The 19,176-nt window shown below is 73.5% G+C and carries 20 protein-coding genes; 10 read left to right on the forward strand and 10 right to left on the reverse strand.

The features are described 5' to 3' along the window. Window positions 1-10 precede the first annotated feature (10 nt). A complete protein-coding gene (locus ACGF3J_RS20870; RefSeq protein WP_161332399.1) occupies window positions 11-1,357 on the forward strand; it encodes a lipase family protein in 1,347 nt (448 codons plus the stop codon). Between the two features lie 49 nt (window positions 1,358-1,406). Here ACGF3J_RS20870 and ACGF3J_RS20875 read toward each other — a convergent pair whose 3' ends face one another. After that, window positions 1,407-2,372 carry a DMT family transporter gene (locus ACGF3J_RS20875; RefSeq protein WP_237552842.1) on the reverse strand — a complete coding sequence of 322 codons (966 nt, stop codon included), beginning with the start codon at window positions 2,370-2,372 and terminating at the stop codon, window positions 1,407-1,409. 212 nt (window positions 2,373-2,584) lie between these two features. Between ACGF3J_RS20875 and ACGF3J_RS20880 the strand changes: the two genes are divergently transcribed. After that, the gene (locus ACGF3J_RS20880) at window positions 2,585-3,331 is read left to right on the forward strand and encodes a hypothetical protein (RefSeq protein WP_161332400.1); all 747 of its coding nucleotides are present in this window, start codon (window positions 2,585-2,587) and stop codon (window positions 3,329-3,331) included. Between the two features lie 16 nt (window positions 3,332-3,347). On the opposite strand, the gene ACGF3J_RS20885 is transcribed toward ACGF3J_RS20880, so the two are convergent. The 4 genes from ACGF3J_RS20885 to ACGF3J_RS20900 are packed head-to-tail and all read right to left on the reverse strand — an operon-like array spanning window position 3,348 to window position 6,914. Next, window positions 3,348-3,836 carry an MSMEG_6728 family protein gene (locus ACGF3J_RS20885; protein ID WP_161332401.1) on the reverse strand — a complete coding sequence of 163 codons (489 nt, stop codon included), beginning with the start codon at window positions 3,834-3,836 and terminating at the stop codon, window positions 3,348-3,350. Between the two features lie 42 nt (window positions 3,837-3,878). Beyond that, window positions 3,879-4,760 carry an SDR family oxidoreductase gene (locus ACGF3J_RS20890; protein WP_161332402.1) on the reverse strand — a complete coding sequence of 294 codons (882 nt, stop codon included), beginning with the start codon at window positions 4,758-4,760 and terminating at the stop codon, window positions 3,879-3,881. Window positions 4,761-4,795: 35 nt separating this feature from the next. Next, window positions 4,796-6,415, reverse strand: a complete 1,620-nt coding sequence (locus ACGF3J_RS20895) for an NAD(P)/FAD-dependent oxidoreductase (protein ID WP_161332403.1) — start codon at window positions 6,413-6,415, stop codon at window positions 4,796-4,798. Continuing rightward, the gene (locus ACGF3J_RS20900; RefSeq protein ID WP_161332404.1) at window positions 6,408-6,914 is read right to left on the reverse strand and encodes an SRPBCC family protein; all 507 of its coding nucleotides are present in this window, start codon (window positions 6,912-6,914) and stop codon (window positions 6,408-6,410) included. The genes ACGF3J_RS20895 and ACGF3J_RS20900 overlap by 8 nt, the downstream gene beginning before the upstream one ends. A gap of 207 nt (window positions 6,915-7,121) precedes the next feature. Between ACGF3J_RS20900 and ACGF3J_RS20905 the strand changes: the two genes are divergently transcribed. Both ACGF3J_RS20905 and ACGF3J_RS20910 read left to right on the forward strand, forming a co-directional pair. After that, a complete protein-coding gene (locus ACGF3J_RS20905) occupies window positions 7,122-7,574 on the forward strand; it encodes a hypothetical protein (protein ID WP_161332405.1) in 453 nt (150 codons plus the stop codon). A gap of 202 nt (window positions 7,575-7,776) precedes the next feature. After that, window positions 7,777-8,937: a S1 family peptidase gene (locus ACGF3J_RS20910; RefSeq protein ID WP_393854462.1), complete on the forward strand. Its 1,161-nt coding sequence runs from the start codon at window positions 7,777-7,779 to the stop codon at window positions 8,935-8,937. Window positions 8,938-9,024: 87 nt separating this feature from the next. Here the strand turns inward: ACGF3J_RS20910 and ACGF3J_RS20915 are convergent, their stop codons facing one another. Both ACGF3J_RS20915 and ACGF3J_RS20920 read right to left on the reverse strand, forming a co-directional pair. Continuing rightward, window positions 9,025-9,462 (reverse strand): hypothetical protein, encoded by a 438-nt coding sequence (locus ACGF3J_RS20915; RefSeq protein WP_161332322.1) that lies wholly within the window; start codon window positions 9,460-9,462, stop codon window positions 9,025-9,027. Window positions 9,463-9,660: 198 nt separating this feature from the next. Further along, window positions 9,661-10,965 (reverse strand): cation:proton antiporter, encoded by a 1,305-nt coding sequence (locus tag ACGF3J_RS20920; protein WP_161332321.1) that lies wholly within the window; start codon window positions 10,963-10,965, stop codon window positions 9,661-9,663. A 1,051-nt stretch (window positions 10,966-12,016) separates the two neighbouring features. Between ACGF3J_RS20920 and ctaD the strand changes: the two genes are divergently transcribed. Both ctaD and ACGF3J_RS20930 read left to right on the forward strand, forming a co-directional pair. Beyond that, window positions 12,017-13,705 (forward strand): cytochrome c oxidase subunit I, encoded by a 1,689-nt coding sequence (ctaD, locus tag ACGF3J_RS20925; protein ID WP_202559020.1) that lies wholly within the window; start codon window positions 12,017-12,019, stop codon window positions 13,703-13,705. Between the two features lie 96 nt (window positions 13,706-13,801). Then, entirely contained in the window at window positions 13,802-14,176 is a 375-nt protein-coding gene (locus ACGF3J_RS20930) for a peptidase M23 (protein ID WP_161332319.1), read from the forward strand. Between the two features lie 57 nt (window positions 14,177-14,233). Here the strand turns inward: ACGF3J_RS20930 and ACGF3J_RS20935 are convergent, their stop codons facing one another. Continuing rightward, window positions 14,234-14,851 carry a hypothetical protein gene (locus tag ACGF3J_RS20935; RefSeq protein WP_161332318.1) on the reverse strand — a complete coding sequence of 206 codons (618 nt, stop codon included), beginning with the start codon at window positions 14,849-14,851 and terminating at the stop codon, window positions 14,234-14,236. Between the two features lie 208 nt (window positions 14,852-15,059). Between ACGF3J_RS20935 and ACGF3J_RS20940 the strand changes: the two genes are divergently transcribed. After that, window positions 15,060-16,241, forward strand: a complete 1,182-nt coding sequence (locus ACGF3J_RS20940) for a PP2C family protein-serine/threonine phosphatase (protein WP_346346320.1) — start codon at window positions 15,060-15,062, stop codon at window positions 16,239-16,241. Window positions 16,242-16,268: 27 nt separating this feature from the next. Here ACGF3J_RS20940 and ACGF3J_RS20945 read toward each other — a convergent pair whose 3' ends face one another. Beyond that, window positions 16,269-16,580, reverse strand: a complete 312-nt coding sequence (locus ACGF3J_RS20945; protein WP_161332317.1) for a hypothetical protein — start codon at window positions 16,578-16,580, stop codon at window positions 16,269-16,271. A gap of 141 nt (window positions 16,581-16,721) precedes the next feature. On the opposite strand from ACGF3J_RS20945, the gene ACGF3J_RS20950 reads away from it, so the two are divergent. Genes ACGF3J_RS20950 through ACGF3J_RS20960 form a run of 3 tightly spaced genes read left to right on the forward strand, consistent with a single transcriptional unit; the run spans window position 16,722 to window position 18,462 of the window. After that, window positions 16,722-17,444 (forward strand): nucleotidyltransferase family protein, encoded by a 723-nt coding sequence (locus tag ACGF3J_RS20950; protein WP_161332316.1) that lies wholly within the window; start codon window positions 16,722-16,724, stop codon window positions 17,442-17,444. Then, entirely contained in the window at window positions 17,441-17,737 is a 297-nt protein-coding gene (locus tag ACGF3J_RS20955) for a BON domain-containing protein (protein WP_161332315.1), read from the forward strand. Before ACGF3J_RS20950 ends, ACGF3J_RS20955 begins: the two co-directional genes overlap by 4 nt. Continuing rightward, window positions 17,737-18,462, forward strand: a complete 726-nt coding sequence (locus ACGF3J_RS20960) for a metallophosphoesterase (RefSeq protein ID WP_161332314.1) — start codon at window positions 17,737-17,739, stop codon at window positions 18,460-18,462. The genes ACGF3J_RS20955 and ACGF3J_RS20960 overlap by 1 nt, the downstream gene beginning before the upstream one ends. 23 nt (window positions 18,463-18,485) lie before the next feature. Here the strand turns inward: ACGF3J_RS20960 and ACGF3J_RS20965 are convergent, their stop codons facing one another. Then, on the reverse strand, window positions 18,486-19,121 hold the full coding sequence (locus tag ACGF3J_RS20965) for a GNAT family N-acetyltransferase (RefSeq protein WP_202559018.1): 636 nt from the start codon (window positions 19,119-19,121) through the stop codon (window positions 18,486-18,488). Window positions 19,122-19,176 lie beyond the last annotated feature (55 nt).

Consider the following 19,176-nt stretch of genomic DNA (forward strand, 5'->3'; position numbering starts at 1 on the left):
GAGGTTCGCCATGCCCGCACGTCCCCGCATGCTCGCCGCGGCGATCACCGCCGCGCTCGCCCTCGGCGCCCAGGCGGTGCCCGCCGCCGCGGCCGGCACCGCCGGCGACACGGCCAACGGCCCCGCCTCGGAAGTGTCCCGCGGCGTGGAGATACCCGCCTTCTACACGCCGCCGGCCGAACTCCCGTCCGCCGACGGCACACTGATCCGCAGCGAGCACCTGCCGCTCGCCCTGAGCCTGCCCGGCCTCGACGGTCCCCTCCCCGGGCGGGCGACCCGCCTGATGTACAAGTCCACCGACGCGAACGGCCAGGCGGTCGCCGTCACCGGCGCCTACATCGAACCCGCCGCGAAGTGGCGCGGCGACGGACCGCGGCCCCTGGTCGCCGTCGCCCCCGGCACCATGGGGCAGGGCGACCAGTGCGCCGCCTCCATGGCCCTGGAGAACCCGCTGCGGCTGGGCGACGGAACGGTCTCGGTGGGATACGAGAACCTGTCGGTCTACCGGCTGCTGCTGCGCGGCGTCGCCGTCGTCGTCACCGACTACGTCGGCCTGGGCACCACCGACCGGCTGCACACCTACGTCAACCGCGTCGACGGAGCCCACGCCGTACTGGACGCCGTACGCGCCGCGCGCTCGCTCGGCTCGGCCTCGGTCACCGCCGGCTCCCGGGTCGGCCTGTTCGGATACAGCCAGGGCGGCGGCGCCACGGCGGCCGCGGCCGAACTCCAGCCGGCCTACGCCCCGGACGTTCCGCTGGCGGGCACCTACGCGGGGGCGCCGCCCGCGGACCTGACCGAGGTGACCGAGGCGATCGACGGCGGCGACCTGGCGGGCGCGCTGGGCTGGTCGCTCAACGGCTTCCTGCAGACGGAGCCCGCCCTGCGTCCCATCGCCGACCGGTACATCAACGCGGAGGGCCGGGAGGCGCTCAAGGAGCTGTCGACCATGTGCGTCGGCGACGCCCTCTTCGGGTACGGCGGCGCGAGCAGCGAGGACTGGACGACGACCGGGCAGTCCATCAGCGACATCATCCGCGCCGAGCCCGTACTGCGGGACTTCCTCGCCGAGCAGCGCATCGGCTCGCTGAAGCCCGGCAGCCCGGTCCGCGTGGCGACCGGCGTCAGCGACGACCTGGTCCCCCACGGCCAGTCCCGTCAACTCGCCGTCGACTGGTGCCGCAAGGGCGCCACAGTCACCTACGCCCCCGTCCTGCTGCCGGGCGTCGGAAGCGGCCTGCTCAACCACTTCGCCCCGCTCCTCGCCGACCAGGGCAGTGCCATCTCCTGGCTCACCGACCGGCTCTCCGGGGAGCAGGCCCGTTCCAACTGCGGCAGCATGCCCCTGCAGCCCTGAGCCACCGGGCCCGCCCGCGGGCGGGCGGCCTCTCCGGCTCCGAGGGCATCTACAGCTTCTCGGCCGGGCGGGACTCGAAGGACCTCTGCCGCGCCGTCCGGGCCTCACCCGGGCGGGCGGACGGGGGACCGCCCCGGCGGGCGAAGGAGAGCGACACCCCCGACCCGACGGCGACCCCCGCGCAGACCAGGACGCTGCCCACGGCCTGCGCGGCGCCGTAGGAACCGGTGCCGACCAGGGGCGCGGTGCAGGCCGCCGCGACCGGGATCAGGCCGGAGAACAGGGTGGCGCGCTCCGCCCCGATCCGCTGCATGCCCATGTACCAGCAGACGAAGCCGACGACGGTGACCACCGCCGCCTGCCACAGCAGCGCGCCCGCCTCCACCGCGTCCGGCGCCCGCAGCCAGCCCGCGCCGTCGGCCAGGACACCCGCCACCGCCGACTGGAGCGCCGCGATCCCGCACACCGTGGTGGACAGCAACCGCGGGCCCAGGGGCCGCAGGACGGGCACGGCCAGGACCGCGAAGCCGACCTCGCCCAGCAGCGCGCACACGGAGAACGCGATGCCCGCGCCGTCGGTCCGCCCCCAGCCCTGGACGGTGAAGGCGCCCGCGGCCACCAGCGACGCCCCGTGGAGCACGGCCCGTCGCGGCCGGCGTCCGTCGAGGAGCGGCACGAGGACGGCGACCACGACCGGCGCGCAGCCCACGAAGACGCCGGGGACGGCCGGTTCCGCGGTGCGCTCCGCGGCGAGGACGGCCAGGTTGAAGCCGACCATGCCGACGGCGGCCAGCAGGGCCAGACGCAGCCACGGGCCGGGGCCCAGCGCGCGCAGCCGGGCCGTCGCGCCGGGCCCGGCGAGGGGGACGAGCAGCAGGAAGGCCAGCCCGTAGCGCAGGAACTGGCCCCCTGCGTACGGGTAGTCGCCGAGGAGGCTGTTGGCGGTGAAGGATCCTCCGACGAGGACGCAGGCGAGGGCGGCGAGCAGGGAGCCGCGTGCGGTGGTCGCGTTCATGGAACCGACGTTAGGAAGCCGGCCGGTCTCTCACGGGGTCCACTTCCCAAGCGGTATGGGGGACCAATCGGTACCGTGACGGCCGCACGGGCGCCACCGGTCCCCCGTCGGGTGCGGGGCGCGGAAATCGGGGTATTCGGAACGTCCGGCACCAACAGGCCGGTAGGACACGTGACTTGACGGTTTCGAACGGACACGGGAAGGAACTGCCAGTGCGCACCCGCAATGTGACAACCGCCGTGGCGACCGCGAGCGCCTCCGTCGCACTGCTGGCCGGTTGCGGCGGCGGCTCCGGTGACGGGAGCAAGCCCTTCGAGGGCCAGAGCGCCGACTCGGTCGCGGCGAAGGCGGTCGAGGCCACCCGGGAAGCGAAGTCCATGCACGTGAAGGGGGACACCCGCCAGGAGGGCGGCTCCACGGTCACCATCGACGTCTCGGTCGACCGGGCGAAGAACTGCGAGGGCACCATCGGCGCCGGCGACACCGAGGCCGAGGTCCGCTACACCGGCTCGACCCTGTACCTGCGCGGCGACCGGCAGTACTGGGAGAACGCCCTGAAGCAACAGCCCGACGAGGCAAAGGAGATGGTGCCCAAGCTGTCGGACAAGTGGGTGCGGATGCCGGGAAACGACGCCACGACCGCCGGGGTCTGCGACAAGCAGGGCTTCGTCGCGGCGATGGACGAGGACAAGTCCCAGCGCCAGGGCATGAAGCGCGGCGAGACCTCCGAGGTGAACGGCGAGGAGGCGCTCAAGCTCACCAAGGAGGGCGACGGCGGCGAGACGCTCGCGATGTACGTGGCCACGGAGGGCGAGCCCTACATCCTCAGGACCACCACGGAGGGCGGCGAGAACCCGGGCAGCGTCACCTTCAGCGACTACGGCGAGCCGGTCAACCCCGAACAGCCCCCGGCCGGCGAGACGGTGGACCTGAAGGGGCTCGGCGCGCGGAGCTCCTGACGCCGCCCATGACCTGCTACGTGCCGCTCGCCGGCTCCACTCCCGACCGGTCCGAGGCCGGCCACACATAGGGAAGGTCGTCCGGCACGCCGCGGAACAGCCCGCCGTAGGCTTCGGGGTCCTTGCGCAGCAGTGCCGACCTGTGGCTGCGGTGGAAGGCCTCGTCACCGAGCCACGGCGGCAGCTCCCCCGCGCGGGCCAGGGCGGTCTGGTCCCGTACGGGCTCGTGCGGGCGGCGGGCGGCCAGGCCGGCCACGAGCGAGGCGGCGCAGCTGTCCTGGTGGCCCTGGTCGCGCCAGACCCGGCACACCTCGAGGCCGTACCGCACCAGTGCCTCCTCGTAGCCGGCCCACATGCGCACCGCCGGGTGCCGGCGCCAGCCGTAGCCGGGCACGGTCAGGCCGCGCAGTACCTGGAGCGCCTCGACCCGCTGCTTGCCCAGCCGGCGGCGGTCCAGCGTGAGCGCCGACTCCCGGAACCCGGGGAGGGGGAGAAACGTCTGCATGCCGTCCTCTCAGCAGCGGAACCGGTGTCCGGGCCCGGTGGACTACGCACCCGGCTCCGGCCCGTCCCGGTCGGCCAGTCCGCCCGCGCCGAGCGGGCCGGTGGCGCGCAGGGGTCCGTCGGCCTCCAGCCGGGGCAGCTCGTGGCGGGAGAGCCGCAGGACCACGGGCGGCAGCATGGTGCGCCCCAGTTGGGCCAGGCGCAGCCAGCCGGGGACGTAGACCGCGGTACGGCGGCGCTCCACGGCGCGGACCAGCCGGGCGGCGACCTCGTCCGCCGGGAAGGTGCGGCGGGCCGGCGGCGGCATGTGCCCGCGGAGCTCGCGCAGGACCGGGTGCTGGTCGGCGTCACGGATCATGTCGGTGTCGACCCAGTTCAGGTAGGCGATGCCCACGGCGACGCCGTGGTGGGCCACCTCGGCGCGCAGCGAGTGGTTGAACGCCTCGACGCCCGCCTTTGAGGCGCAGTAGGCGCTCATCATGGGGGCGGCGCCGAGCGAGGCCAGCGAGGCGATCTGGAGGTGATAGCCGGCGGTGCGCAGCAGGTCCGGCAGGAAGGCGCGGGCCGTGTGGGCGCTGCCGGTCAGGTTGACGTCGACGACGCGGCGCCACAGGGCGGGGTCCGAGGTGACGAACGGTCCGCCCTCCGCGATGCCCGCGTTGGCCACCACGACCGAGGGCGGGCCCAGGCCCCGGCGCACCGCACCGGCCGCCTCGGCCAGTGCGGCGGGGTCGGTGACGTCGGCCTCGACGGCGAGCGCCTCGGTGGGCAGCTGGGACGCCACCGTCCGCAGGTGCGACCTCTCACGACCGAGCAGGGCGACCCGGGCGCCGCGGCGGGCGAAGGCGTGGGCCAGGGCGGCGCCGAGTCCGCGGGCGGCACCCGTCACCACGACGGTGCGGTTCTGAAGGGGGCTGTCTGTCACCGGTCGGGCCTTTCCTCTGGGGGCTGCGCGGAGGGTCACCGTCTGTCGCCGGTCCGGTCGCGGCGGGCCAGGGCCCGTTGCACCCGGGTGAGGCCCGCGAAGCGGTGCCGGCGCAGTGCGGCGTGGGCGGCGTTGGCGCCGGGGGCGCCGTGCACGCCGCCGCCGGGATGGGCGGCGGCGGAGGCGAGGTAGAGCCCGGCCACGGGGGTCTCCGGCCGCCCGGTGCCGGGCACGGGCCGGAAGACCAGTTGCTGGTGCATGGCGGCGGTTCCGCCGTTGATGGCGCCGCCCGTCAGGTTGGCGTCCAGTGCCTGGAGCGTCGGCGGGGCCAGCACCCGGCGGGCCCGGATCAGGGCACGGAAGCCGGGCGCGAAGCGTTCCACCTGGCGTTCGACCCGGTCTGCCATCAGCTCCCGCTCCCCTGCGTCCCAGCTCCCGGTGATGCCCGCGTCGCCCGCGTCGCCCCGGACGTCGTGGGGGACGTGGGTGTAGGCCCAGGCGGACTCGGTGCCGCGGGGGGAGCGGGTCGGGTCGGACGTCGTCATCTGGCCGAACAGGGAGAAGGGGCGGTCGGGGACGCGGCCCATGGCGATCTGGGCGGCGAACCGGGTCAGTTCGTCGAGACCGTCGGCCAGGTGCACGGTCCCGGCTCCCGCCGCCTGCGCGCACCGCCAGGGCACGGGTCCGTCCAGCGCCCAGTCCACCTTGAAGGTGGCGAAGTCCCACTCGAAGCGCCGCAGGTCGGCGAGGACCTGTTCGGGAAGGTCCTCGGGGGAGACCAGGCCGCCGTACAGGGCGGACACGGAGACGTCGGCGAGGACGGCGCGGCGCGCGGGGATCAGCTCCCCGCCGGCCGTGCGGACGCCGACCGCGCGCCGGTCGCGGACCACGACTTGCTCGACCCGGTGCCCGCAGCTCACGGTGGCGCCACGGGAGCGCAGCCGGTGGACCAGGGCCGCGGTGAGCGCTCCGGCGCCGCCGACGGGCACGGGGAAGCCGTAGGTCTGCCCGAGCATCGACATCAGCCAGCCGAAGCCGCCGCTGCCGGCGGCCTCGGGCGCGAGGTCGGCGTGCAGGGCGTTGCCGGCCAGGAGCAGTCTGCCGCCCTCGCCCCGGAACTCCTCCGCTCCCATGCGGCGCACCGGCAGCACCAGGGTGCGGGCCAGCCTGAGCCCGCCCGCGCCGCGCAGCCGCAGGGCCAGCCGGGCACCTGCGCGGACCGGCGGGAAGGGGGTGAACAGGAGGTCCAGGATGTCGGTCCGGTAGCGGTCCCACACGTCGTACAGGCACTCCCAGGCGGCACCGTCCCCGGCCGCGAAGGTGTCGAGGGAGGCGGCGGTGACGGCGACGTCGCGGTCGAGGACGGCGCACGTGCCGTCGCCCAGCGGGTGGGCCAGCACGTGGGGGGCGTGGGCCCAGCGCAGTCCGTGGTCCTCGAGCCGCATCCCGGCGAGCACCGGGGAGGCTGCGGCGAGCGGGTAGAAGGAGCTGAAGAGGTCGCTGACGAAACCGGGGGCGACCCCGGAGTCGTGACGTACCGCGCCGCCCGGCTCGGACTGCTCCTCCAGGACCCGCACGCTCCAGCCGGCGTCCGCCAGCAGGTTGGCCGCGACGAGTCCGTTGGGGCCGGACCCGATCACGACGGCGTCAGGCATGGCCGGTTCCCGGACGGTACTCCACGGACCCGGCCGTGTCCGGCGGATCGGGGCGGCACCGCTCACCGGCCCGGGACTCGCACAGCCTGGCCAGCCGGGCCAGCATCGCGCGGTGCCGCACCTGGATCAGCGCCTCGACGCCGGTGTTGTGCAGGATGCCGCCGGGGCCGCGCAGCGGGTGCTCGTCCACGATGACCAGGCACTGCTCGCCCCACGGGCGCAGTTCGACGGAGATCCGGGCGGTGCCGAGCCGGCCCGCCTTCGCCTCGATCTCCAGCAGGCGGCCGTCGGCCTTGTGCCGGACGACGGACTCGTTGTCGAGCCGCAGGGGCCCCAGCCGCACCTCGTAGGCGATGGTGGCGCCGACCTCCGGCCAGTGTCCGGACTTGGGGGTGGAGTCCGAGGGCCCCACCACCCACTCCACGTACAGGTCGCCGTCCGCCAGGACGTCCCACACGGCCTGCGGGGTCGCCTGGATCAACCGATGCCGAACCGCCACGCCTGCCTCCTGGTTCCGGTCGTCACTGCACGACGCAGCACTGAGTGCCCCGTCCGCGGGCGGCCAACCGGGGCGGAAGGATCCCCACCGCCCTGACACCTCTCAGGTACCGGGCACCGCGAGGCCCGCCTAACGTCGCCGGCGGGGGTGGTCGCCGGTCCGGCTCACCGCCGACACAGTCGTCGCCGACACAGGAAACGAGGGCTCATGAGCCGTCGATCATCGCTCACCACTCTGCTGGCCGCGGGAGGCACAGCCGCCGCGCTGGCGCTGTCCGCCGTACCGGCCCAGGCCGCACCGCACTCGGGCGGGAACTACGGCGCCTACGGCATGGAGGGGCAGTACCCGACCGTGTCCAGCTGCGCGGGGACGTTCCGGCAGGTCGGCGCCACCCGGTACGCGGAGGGCATGGCGCTGAAGTACTTCTACTCCTCCCGCTGCGGTTCGTTCGCCCGGATCGAGAACTCCCGGGCCAACTGCGCCGCCGTGCTGGAACGCTCGAACTCGGGCGCCGGGCGGGCCGACGGCTGGGTCTCGGAGACCGTCGACCCGGGCATCAACTACGCCTACTCGAAGATCGGCAGCAATCTGAACGGCCGCGTCTCCCGCGCCCTGCTCACCTGCGACGGCCACGTCTGGGCGCAGACCGGCTGGTACTGACCGACACGTCACGCACACCGTGCCGGCCGCCCCGCCCGGAGTGGCCGGCACGGCGCTGTCCGACGCCGGCTCCGCGGAAAGGCCGTGCATTGGCATGGACCTGATAACGCTGGCTGGCTAAGCTCGAAGCAACCCGATGAGAGCGCTCTCAGCACGCGGCTGTTCCACCCCCACCTTGCTGGAACGACGAAGGGCAACTCCTGTGAGACGCAGCAGACTCAGGCACCTCGGCCTGGCCGGCCTCCTCGTACTCGGCAGCCTCACCGCGGTCGGCACCCTGCCGGCCGCGGCGGCCGACGCCCCCTCCCCCGCCACCGATCAGCCGGCCTCCGCCGGCCTCCTGGACGCCATGCAGCGGGACTTCGGTCTCACCCGGGCCGAGGCCGAGGACCGGCTCGCGGCCGAACGCCGGGCCGGCGACCTCGCGCCCGAGGCACGAAGGGCCGCCGGAAAGGCCTTCGGCGGCTCGTGGTTCGACGCCGCCTCCGGACGGCTGACCGTCGCCGTCACCTCGGACGCGGCACCGTCCACGGCGGCGGCGGTCCGCGCCACCGGCGCGCAGGTGCGCACCGTCGAACACAGCGCCAGAACGCTCGACGCGGCCAAGGCGCGCGTCGACCGCCTCGACGCGCCCGCCGGGGTGAGCAGTTGGCGCGTCGACACGGCGGCGAACACCGTGGTCGTCGACGTGGTCCGGTCCGAGCGGGCTGACAACGATGTCCAGCGCTTCGTGAAGCAGGCCCGCGAGGCCGGTCCGGTCACGGTGCGGACGGTGGCCTCGGCCCCGCAGACCTTCGCGGCGGGCACCGTCGGCGGCGACCCCTACTACACGGGCAACGTCCGCTGCTCCATCGGCTTCTCCGTGCACGGCGGGTTCGTCACCGCCGGGCACTGCGGCGGGACGGGCGCCGGGGTGAGCGGCTGGGACCGGTCGTACATCGGCACGTTCCAGGGCTCGTCGTTCCCCGGCAACGACTACGCCTGGGTCAGCGTGGGCAGCGGCTGGTGGACCGTGCCGGTCGTGCTCGGCTGGGGCACCGTCTCCGACCAGCTGGTGCGCGGCTCCAACGAGGCACCCGTCGGCGCCTCGATCTGCCGCTCCGGCTCCACGACCCACTGGCACTGCGGCACCGTGCTCGCCAAGAACGAGACGGTCAACTACAGCCAGGGCGCGGTGCACCAGATGACCAAGACCAGCGTGTGCGCCGAGGGCGGCGACTCCGGCGGTTCCTTCATCAGTGGCGACCAGGCGCAGGGCGTCACCTCGGGCGGCTGGGGCAACTGCTCCAGCGGCGGGGAGACCTGGTTCCAGCCCGTCAACGAGATCCTGAACCGCTACGGGCTGACGCTGCACACGGCCTGACCCCGTGACAGGTGGGGAGGGCCGCGCCGGGTGTCCGGCGGGCCCTTCCCGGACCACCGTCCGGACGCGGGGCGGCGGTCGGGACGGTCAGCAGTCGCCGGGGCCCGGTTCCGGCGACTCGGGCCCCGTGGCCGCGCCGAGCCGTCGGTAGGCGGCCCGCGCGTGCACCACGCGGGCCAGCGCCGTGCCGACGAGGGCGGCGCCGAGCAGGCAGGCGAGCCACAGCGCGTCCCGCCGGCCGGTCCACGTCAGGACGCCGGCCGGCGGGATCGCGAAACCGTTGAGGGACAGCCAGCACAGCACGGCCGTCCCGGGAGCGGCGGTGAAGCGGGCGCAGAGCCCGAGCAGCGCCGCCAGCACGGAGAGCACGAGGAGGGCGAGTCCGGGACGGCCGGAACCCACCGTGCCGTTGAGGAGTGCCACCAGGGCGAGGGCGCCGCCGAAGGCTCCCGCCCACACCAGGGGAGCCGCGATCGGCCGGGGAACGGGTCTCGCACCGCTGGCCAGGGGCACCCACTCGATCATGCTGACGGCTCCTTCCGGTCCCGGACGGCTCCGACCACGGCGTCGGACACCGGCCCTGTGGGCAGATTGTCCCACCGGAAGGAAGGGGACCGTGCCGGGCGGGTGACCGACCGGGGAGCACGGCGGCGGCCCGATCGCCGTACAGCGCCCGCCCCGTGAGCCGGATCCCGCGCTTCTGCCTGCGGTCACGGGCCCGGCCTAGCGTTCGGCCTCCGTGCGCTCCGAGGCGGGCGGGGACGAGGCCGCCCCCGAAGACAGCGCCACGGACTCCGACGGCCCGTCCTCGCCCTTCCCCTCCCCCGGCGCCGCGGCCGGTGAACTGGTCCCGGGCAGCAGCCCGGCGGCCGTCCGCAGGGCACCGGCGAGCAGGTGCGCCCGCGCCGCCACGATGGGACCGAGGACGGCGAGCACGAGGACGTACCCGGCGATGAAGGGGGCGAGCCGCTCGTCGAGTCCGGCGCCCGCGGCCATCGCGGCGAGGATCAGCGCGAACTCCCCGCGGGCGACCAGGGTGGTGGCGATCTCCGCGGCGGGCTGCGCGCCGTAGGTGTACAGCCGGGCGACGCAGAGTCCGGCGGCGATGTTCATGACGACGGTCAGGACGGCCGCCGCGGCGACCGGACCGGCGACGGAGGCGATGTCACCGGGGTCGATGGCGAGACCGAACGCGAAGAAGAAGATGGCCGCGAAGGCGTCACGGAGCGGGTGCACCAACTCGCGTATCCGGGGCCCGGAAGGGGTGCCCGCCAGGATCAGGCCGACCATGAAGGCGCCGATGGCGTCCGCCACCCCGAGGACCTCGGAGACGCCGGCGACCAGCACGGCCGCGCCGAGGAAGCTGATGACGAGGAGTTCGTTGTCCCGGGTCTCGATCAGGCGGCCGACCAGCCGGGTGCCGTAGCGGGCCGCGGCGGCCAGCACCAGCAGGAAGCCGAAGGCCTTGCCGGCCTGCAGGGCGATCTCCGCGAAGCCCTGGGCGCCCGCGATGATCGGTTGCAGGGCGGCCAGGTACAGCGCGAGGAAGATGTCCTCCACCACGATGACGCCCAGGATCAGACGTGTCTCGGGGCGGCCGATCCGGCCCAGGTCGATGAGGATCTTGGTGACGATCGCGGAGGAGGAGATGCCGAGCACCCCCGCCAGCACCAGCGCCTCACGCAGCCCCCAGCCGAGGACGAACCCGAAGCCGAGCCCGGCCCCGACGTTGAGGAGCAGATAGATGCCGCCCGCGGCGAGCAGCCGCCTGCCGCCGGTCCTGAGGTCGTCGAGATGGAACTCCAGGCCCAGGTAGAACAGCAGCAGCACCAGTCCGAGCGCCGAGAGCATCTCGAAGTCGTGCGCGTCCTCGACCAGGACGAAGCCGGGGGTGTGCGGGCCGAGCAGGATGCCGGCGAGCATGAACAGGGGAATCGTCGGAAGTCCGATCCTGCCGCCGAGGCGCGCGAGGAACGCGGCGGCGAGGAAGGCGCCGCCCATGGCGAGCAGGGTGTCAGCGTGTCCCACGGGTCACCGCCTTCCGCCGTGCGGAGAGTGGGGAGGGCTTCACTTGACGGGGATGGATGCGGGTTCTCCTTCATCTGTGGTGCGTCGTCCGTGGTGCGTCGTCGTCGGGCGGACGGCCGGACGCCGCCGACCGGCGCCGGTGCCGTGACACCGCTCCCGGAACCGAACGGGGCACCGGCCGCCCCGGCTACTCGGGGTGCGAACGGCACACCCGGAACGGACCACGCGGCAACGCCCGCGAACGGGCTGAATGAGGCTTCCCTGCAACGTCCCCCGGCCCCCGAAAAGGCCCCCGGGCGCGGCGTCGGTCCACGGTCACACGCCGGGGGGCGGCGCCGCCATCGGGGACGACACCCAAATGTTCCGGTGGCCGACACCCATCCACGGGCGATGCGGCGGGGGCCTGCGCGCGGTGCGAGGAGGATGCGCCGCGGCCGACTCGGGGATCCCGGCCGCGGCGCGTCCCACCGCCCCGGACGCGGGAGGACGTCGCGCCCCGGGGCATGCTCGGCGAATTCCCCCGGACCCCGTCATGACACTGCCCCGACCGGGTGATCGTCGGCCGACGGCCCCGGGCACGGGAAAGCCGTCCGCCCCGCCGCGTGGAGCGACGGGGCGGACGGCTCGCGGACGGTCCGTCAGCACGGTGAGGTTGCCATCAGCTTCTCGAAGGAAGCCATGCAGTCCGGGCAGTGACGTGCCCGTTCACCGTCGGATGCCTCGATACGTTCGCGGAGCTGCTGTCCGCACAGCGTGGCCGCGGCCTGTTTGGCCAACACGTGCCACACCAACGCTCCGCCCGCCTTCTCCGGGCCCACGCACATTTCGTACATGATCGGCCTCCCAGCCTGGACGCCGCTGACACCCTCAAGGAGACACCGGTTCGGCCGTGACCAGTAGCGCGCGGGGGCCATTCGGGTGACGGCCGCTTCGGCCGCCCGGGGCGCCGGCCCACCCGGACGGCTACAAACGATCAGCCAACCGGCCGTACCTCGGTGGTTGCGTGACGTGGCATCGACGCGGGCAGGCGGGGCTCGGTTGCCCTGGTCGGATGGTGACAGAGACCGGACCCACCGAACCGACCCGAACGACCGCCGCGGTCCCGGCGGCGGAACGCCACGGCAGGGGGCGGGTGCTGGTCTCCTGGCTCACCACGACCGACCACAAGCGGATCGGTCATCTGTACCTCGTCACGTCGTTCGCGTTCTTCCTGATCGCCGGGGCGCTGGCGATGCTGCTGCGGGCCGAGTTGGCCCGGCCCGGCATCCAGGTGCTCTCCCACGAGCAGTACAACCAGGCGTTCACGATGCACGGCACCGTCATGCTGCTGCTGTTCGCCACCCCGACGTTCGCGGGGTTCACGAACGCCGTCATGCCGTTGCAGATCGGCGCGCCGGACGTGGCGTTCCCGCGCCTCAACATGCTGGCGTACTGGCTGTTCCTGTTCGGCGGGCTCATCGTGCTCGGCGGATTCCTCACGCCGCAGGGCGCGGCCGACTTCGGCTGGACCGCCTACACGCCGCTCAGCGGCCCGTTGCGCGCCCCCTACCTCGGCGGCGACCTGTGGATCATGGGGCTGGCGCTGTCCGGGTTCGGCACCATTCTGGGCGCGGTCAACTTCATCACCACGATCGTCTGCATGCGCGCTCCCGGACTGACCATCTTCCGCATGCCGATCTTCGTCTGGAACGTGCTGCTGACCTCGGTCCTGGTGCTGCTGGCCTTCCCGGTGCTGGCGGCCGCGCTGCTGGTGCTGGAGGCCGACCGGCACTTCGGCGCCCACGTGTTCGACGCCGAGAACGGCGGGGCGCTCCTGTGGCAGCACCTGTTCTGGTTCTTCGGCCACCCCGAGGTGTACATCCTCGCGCTGCCGTTCTTCGGGGTGGTCACCGAGATCATCCCGGTCTTCGCCCGCAAGCCGGTCTTCGGCTACACGGGGCTGGTGGGCGCCACCATCGCCATCGCGGGGCTCTCGGCCACCGTGTGGGCGCATCACATGTTCGCCACCGGTGCCGTACTGCTGCCGTTCTTCTCGTTCCTGACGTATCTCATCGCCGTCCCCACCGGAGTGAAGTTCTTCAACTGGATCGGCACGATGTGGCGGGGTTCGCTGTCCTTCGAGCCGCCGATGCTGTGGGCGGCCGGCTTCCTGGTGACGTTCCTCCTCGGCGGACTGACCGGGGTGATCCTCGGCTCGCCGCCGCTGGACTGGCACGTCACCGACTCGTACTTCGTCGTCGCCCACTTCCACTACGTGCTGTTCGGCACGATCGTGTTCGCGATGTTCGGCGGATTCAGCTTCTGGTGGCCGAAGATGACCGGCCGCATGCTCGACCACCGCCTGGAGAAGGTGCACTTCTGGACGCTGTTCGCCGGCTTCCACACCACGTTCCTGGTGCAGCACTGGCTCGGCGTGGAGGGCATGCCCCGCCGGTACGCCGACTACCTGGCGGCGGACGGCTTCACGGCGCTCAACACCGTCTCCTCCGTCGGCGCCTTCCTGCTCGGTCTGTCGACGCTGCCGTTCCTGTACAACGTGTGGAAGACCGCGAAGTACGGGCGTCCGGTGGAGGTCGACGACCCCTGGGGCTACGGGCGTTCCCTGGAGTGGGCCACGTCCTGTCCCCCGCCGCGGCACAACTTCCACGCGCTGCCGCGCGTACGCTCCGAGTCGCCGGCCTTCGACCTCCACCACCCCGAACTCGTCGCGCTCGAGGAAGCGGTGCGCACCGGTCCCTGACACTTGTCAGGGACCCCCGGGCCCTGAGCGTCCCTAGAGTGCCGAGTGCGGGCCGGGTGCCGCCCGGCCGCGGATCGGCACAGGGGGAAATCACACATGCAGCGACTGATGCGTCACTCCGTCACCGCGCTGGCGGCGGCCGCGTTCGCCGTGGGCGGGCTCGCCGGCACGGCCCAGGCCGCCCCGGCGGCGCCGAGCGGCGGTGACCCGGCCCTCACCGACGTCTACATCTGGGCGACAGGCGTCAACCTGCGCCAGCACCCCACCAGGAACTCCAACGTGCTCGCGGTCCGCTCCACCTACTGGCTGGACGCGGTCTGCCAGAAGCGGGGCGAGTACGTGAACGACCCGGCGGTGGGCGGCAACAGCTGGTGGACCGCCGTGCAGGAGTTCTCGGGCAGCGACATCGCCTGGGTCAACAACCTGTATCTGAGGGGCGGCGAGAAGATCGCGGGCGTTCCGGACTGCTGACCGGCGCCGGGGCACACCGCGGGGGCGGGCCGGAGCACCGGCCCGCCCCCCGTGCGTTCAGTTCAGCTTGTCGACGGCCGTGACGGTGGTGGCCCTGAAGTCGGCCACCTGCGCGTGCTCGAAGGTGCCCATCTGGCCCCACTGCACGACGGTCACGGTCCTGCCGTCCCGGCCGACCGAGAACAGGCCGATGTCGGAGGCGCCCCACTCGGCCACCGTGTGGACGCCGTAGACGTGGGCGCCCTCCTCCACGTCGAGGCGGCCGTAGTACTTCTGTGTGGCGGTGATGTCGGGATACCGCTCCATCACCTCACGCGCGCAGTCGGCCAGGTCCTCTCGCAGCAGCGCGGCGAGCTTCACGGCGTGCCGTGCGCTGCGCTCGACGACCGTGACCTGGAGGGCGCCGGTGTCGTACTCCGTCCAGTACCGGCGGTGGGAGGCGGTGGACGGCAGCGCGTCACCGACGCACATGGGCAGCGGGTCGGGCTGCCCGGCGGTGACGGGTCCGGCGTACCAGTCGGAGGAGGGGTGCGGCGGCAGTTCGGCCGGCTTCAGGAAGGCGGGCGAGGCGGATCGCGGTGGTGCGGCGTTCGCCGGGACGACGGTCACGGCCAGCGCGGCGCCGGCCGCCAGCGCGGTCGCCACGACACGGACCCCTCGGGCGCGGACGTACATGTTTCCCCCATGTCGGATCATCTGAGTGTGTGTCGGTCTCGGTACTGCTTGTCCAGTACGACTCGTTACGGCCGCGATGGGTTGCACGCCTTGGCCGTCCGTGTCGGCCGGTCGCCCTTGTCCGCCCGACGGGCGGGGCCGGGCACGCGGTGCCAGACTGCTGCGCAACGTCCCCGCCGCCGCGGGACCGCCGACGAGAGGAGCCGAGGTGTCCACGTCGGAGCCGGGCGAGGCCACGCTCCAGGAGTTCCTCGCCGATCCGGCCCACCTCACCCTGGACCTGCCCACCTCGGTGGCCCGCTGCTCCCACGCCCTCGGACTGCGGCACACCGTGGTCTACCTCGTCGACCTCCAGCAGCGGCACCTCGTCCCGCAGACCGGTATGGCCTCGGCCCTCCCCGTCGACGGGTCGCTGGCCGGATGGGCGTACCGCACCCAGGCGCTGCGCGTGGAGGAGTCGGGGGCGGACGGTGTCACCGCCTGGTTCCCGCTGCTGGACGGCGCGGAGCGGCTCGGCGTGCTGGCCGTGAACGACACCGCGCTCACCTCGTCGTCGCTCACCCGGGGCCGGGCGCTCGCCTCGCTGACCGCCATGATGATCACCTCGAAGCGGGCCTACGAGGACTCCTACGTCCGCAGCACCCGCACCGAACGGATGCAGTTGCCCGCCGAGATGCTCCGCGCCTTCCTGCCGCCGCGCACCATCGGCAACGCGCAGGTCGTGTCGACGGCCGTCCTGGAGCCGGCGTACGAGATCGGCGGCGATGCCTTCGACCACTCGCTCACCGAGACGACCCTGCACGTGGCCGTCATGGACGCCATGGGGCACGACCTGGCCTCCGGGCTCACCAGCGCGGTCGCCCTGGCCGCCTGCCGCAACGCCCGGCGCACGGGCGCGGAGCTGCCCGAACTGGTGACGGCCGTGGACGAGGCGCTGTCCGCCTGGCTGCCGGACCAGTTCTGCACGGCGGTCGTCTGCCAGCTCGACCTGGCCACGGGGGTGCTGCGCTGGGCCAACTGCGGTCACCCCGCGCCCATCCTCATCCGCGACCAGCGGTTGGTGATCGACGCCATGGAGCGCGAGGCCGATCCACCGATGGGCCTCCCGGCGCAGCTCACCGCACGGCCGCGCCGGACCCACGAGATCTCGCTGGAGCCCGGGGACCGGGTGCTGATGTACACCGACGGTGTCGTGGAGGCGCGGACCCCGGAGGCGACCCTCCTCGGCCTGGAGCGGTTCGCCGACTACGTCATCCGGGCCACGGCCGGCGGCGAGCTGGCGCCGGAGTCGCTGCGCCGGCTGATCCACTCGATCCTGGCCGTGCAGGAGGACCGGCTGCGGGACGACGCGACACTGCTCATGTTCGAGTGGCGGCCCCCGTCCGGCTGACGTCGCGCGGAGGGGCCGGTCATCCCGTCACACGCGGTGTCCCCGTGCGCGCAGCCAGGCGTGCACGGTGTCCTTGTCCGACGGCGTGATCCGGACGGGGCCCGCCACGTAGGGGCCCTCGTCCTCGGTGAATCCGGTGTCGGTGATCCGGGCGGTGACCCAGGTGGCCAGGTCCTGGGCGGCCGGTTCGGAGAGGGTGCCCCTTTCCCATCCGGTGCGGGCCTCGTCGGCCGCGCCGGCGTCGTGCCGTTCGGTCTCCGCCAGCCACGCCGCCACCAGCCGTTCCACGGTCCGGCGGTCCTCGGGGGCGGTCCGCTGTCGCATCCGCTTGTCGTTCATGCCGTCCGAGTGCCCGCGATCCCCCGGCCCCACCTCGGGGGGCGCCGCGGTGTCGCGGGGAGCGCGCCGGGTACCCGCGTTCGCAGGGGAGGGCCGGTCCGCTCCGGTCCGACGACGGTGACCGCCCGGAAAGGGACGACGATGAGGCAGTCCGCCGACGAGAACGCTTTCGAACAGCGCGCCGGCGTTTCCGAGCTCCGTCCGGCGACGGGGGACCCCGGGCCGGCACCTCCGAGCGAGCCGGGCCACGAGGATCTGCCGGTCGACCGCAACCAGGCGATCCTCCAGGCCGCCAAGCAGGTCGGTTCGACCCTCAAGAAGGCGGAGCACCCGTTCGCGCTGGCCGGCAGTGTCGCCGTGTACGCGCACGGCGGCACCCAGAACCTCCAGCACGACGTGGACTTCTGCATCCGGCCCGACGACGCGGACGCCGTCGCCGCGACGCTGCGGGCGGCGGGCCTGGTGGTGTACACGCCGCCCGAGGACTGGCTGCTGAAGGCGAGCTGCCTGGGCCAGCAGGTCGACCTGATCTTCGAGCTGGCGCACGAGCCGGTCACGACGGAGCTGCTGGACCGGGCACAGGACCTCTCCGTGGACTCGGTGCTGATGCCGGTCCTGTCCCCCACCGACCTGCTGCGCGGCCTGCTGGCGGCCTTCTCCGAGCACCACTGCGACTTCGGTGCGGTGCTGCCGATCGCCCGCACACTGCGCGAGAAGATCGACTGGGCGGAATTGCGCCGCGACTGCGCGGACGCCCCGATGCCGGCCGCGTTCTTCTTCATCCTGGAACGGCTGGAGATCATCCCGCCGGCCGGCCACCCTGCGGACGCACCGCCCGCCCCCGCGAAGGAGGAGCAGCCATGAGCGAGCCCACGCCCCACGGGCCGCCGGCGCCCGGCAGCGGTTCCCCGGCGGGCGAGAACATCGAATACCGCATCGCCCACCTGCACGACCGGCTCGCCGCGGAGGAACTGGGCGAGCTGGGCGTACGTGCCGAGGTCCGGGCCGACGCCGTCGCGATCACCGGCACGGTGCCGTCCGCACGCTGCCGCGAGACGCTGCTGCGGATCGCCCGTCAGGAACTGGCCGGGCTCACCGTGCACGCGGACGTCGTGGTGGTGGAGACCGCCGGCCCCGACCACGCCGAGGAGCTGTGATGATCCGCGTCGCCGCCGTCGGGGACATCCACATGGGGCCCGACAGCCAGGGGCTGCTGCGGCCCGCCTTCGAGACCCTGCCCGACTGCGCCGACCTGCTGCTGCTGGCCGGCGACCTCACCCGGCACGGCACTCCGGAGGAGGCGCGGGTGGTCGCCGAGGAGGTGCGCGGTCTGCCGGTGCCGGTCGTGGCCGTCCTCGGCAACCACGACCACCACGACGAGCGGCCCGACAAGGTCGCCGCGCTCCTGCGGGACGCCGGCGTGACCGTGCTGGAGGGTGAGGGCGTGGTCGTGGAGTGCGCCGGGGCCAGGGTCGGCATCGCCGGGGCCAAGGGCTTCTGCGGGGGCTTCGTGGGCCGCAGCGCCGGGGAGTTCGGCGAGCCGCTGATGAAGGAGTTCGTCCGCACCACCCGCCGCTCGGCGGACAGTCTGCGCCGCGCCCTGGAGGAACTGGCCGGCCGGGACTGCGCCGTGCGGATCGCGCTCACCCACTTCTCCCCCGTCGCCGACACGCTCGCCGGTGAACCGCTGGAGATCTACCCGTTCCTCGGCAGCTACCTGCTCGCCGAGGCGATCGACACGGCCGGCGCGGACCTCGCCGTCCACGGCCACGCCCACCTGGGGACGGAGCACGGTATGACGGCGGGCGGGGTACGGGTGCGCAACGTCGCCCAGCCGGTGATCCGCCGCGCCTTCAACGTCTACCAGCTGAACGCGGCCTGACGCGCCGACCGGACCGGGCGTCGTCAGGCGTCGTCCTCCGTCGCCCGTCCCAGGCAGGTGACGTCCGCGGGATCCATGCCCGCCACCTCGATCTCCTGGAAGCCCATCCGGTCGTAGAAGGCCCTGGCCTGCGTGTTGGCGGTGGCCATGACCAGGTGGACGGCCGGTACGCCGCGCTCCCGCAGCGCCCGCCAGAACTCCCGCATCAGCGCCCGGCCGTACCCGCGCCCCTGCCAGCCGGGCAGCAGGTCGATGTGCAGATGCGCCGGGTAGGCGGCCAGTTCGGGGACGATCATCCGCTCGGGATCGTGCAGCAGCCCGGCCATCACCGCGTCCGGGCCGTCGGGCGGACCCTGCGGCGCCGGATAGCGGTCCGCGACCCGCGGCAGCCACGTGGAGCGGAACTCCGCGGCGAAGCGCGGTGTGTCCGCCGTACCGAGGATGTAGCCGACCGCCCGCCCCTCCCCGTCGTCCAGCACGAAGGCCAGGCCGGGGTCCAGATGGACGTACGGGGCGGCGAAGATTGCGGGCAGTACGGAGGGGTCGGCGTACACGGGCCGGCTGTCGCGGCCGTTGTGCGCGGTGCGGACGCAGATGTCGTCGAGCGCGGCGGCGTCGGCGGGACGGTAGGGACGTACGGCGGCAGTCTGGATCACCATGCCATTCTCCCGCCCTGGGAGCGCTCCCACAAGTAGTGGCCGAATGGCGCCGGAC

Source organism: Streptomyces sp. NPDC048171, from assembly GCF_043202655.1.
Taxonomy (GTDB): domain Bacteria; phylum Actinomycetota; class Actinomycetes; order Streptomycetales; family Streptomycetaceae; genus Streptomyces.

Coding starts and splice junctions, on each gene's coding strand:
- ACGF3J_RS20885 (WP_161332401.1), bottom strand. CDS start 3,836: ATGCAGACGTTTCTCCCCCTCCCCGGGTTCCGGGAGTCGGCGCTCACG.
- ACGF3J_RS20895 (WP_161332403.1), bottom strand. CDS start 6,415: ATGCCTGACGCCGTCGTGATCGGGTCCGGCCCCAACGGACTCGTCGCG.
- ACGF3J_RS20935 (WP_161332318.1), bottom strand. CDS start 14,851: ATGTACGTCCGCGCCCGAGGGGTCCGTGTCGTGGCGACCGCGCTGGCG.
- ACGF3J_RS20950 (WP_161332316.1), top strand. CDS start 16,722: ATGAGGCAGTCCGCCGACGAGAACGCTTTCGAACAGCGCGCCGGCGTT.
- ACGF3J_RS20930 (WP_161332319.1), top strand. CDS start 13,802: ATGCAGCGACTGATGCGTCACTCCGTCACCGCGCTGGCGGCGGCCGCG.
- ACGF3J_RS20960 (WP_161332314.1), top strand. CDS start 17,737: ATGATCCGCGTCGCCGCCGTCGGGGACATCCACATGGGGCCCGACAGC.
- ACGF3J_RS20945 (WP_161332317.1), bottom strand. CDS start 16,580: ATGAACGACAAGCGGATGCGACAGCGGACCGCCCCCGAGGACCGCCGG.
- ctaD (WP_202559020.1), top strand. CDS start 12,017: ATGGTGACAGAGACCGGACCCACCGAACCGACCCGAACGACCGCCGCG.
- ACGF3J_RS20915 (WP_161332322.1), bottom strand. CDS start 9,462: ATGATCGAGTGGGTGCCCCTGGCCAGCGGTGCGAGACCCGTTCCCCGG.
- ACGF3J_RS20955 (WP_161332315.1), top strand. CDS start 17,441: ATGAGCGAGCCCACGCCCCACGGGCCGCCGGCGCCCGGCAGCGGTTCC.
- ACGF3J_RS20965 (WP_202559018.1), bottom strand. CDS start 19,121: ATGGTGATCCAGACTGCCGCCGTACGTCCCTACCGTCCCGCCGACGCC.
- ACGF3J_RS20870 (WP_161332399.1), top strand. CDS start 11: ATGCCCGCACGTCCCCGCATGCTCGCCGCGGCGATCACCGCCGCGCTC.
- ACGF3J_RS20875 (WP_237552842.1), bottom strand. CDS start 2,372: ATGAACGCGACCACCGCACGCGGCTCCCTGCTCGCCGCCCTCGCCTGC.
- ACGF3J_RS20905 (WP_161332405.1), top strand. CDS start 7,122: ATGAGCCGTCGATCATCGCTCACCACTCTGCTGGCCGCGGGAGGCACA.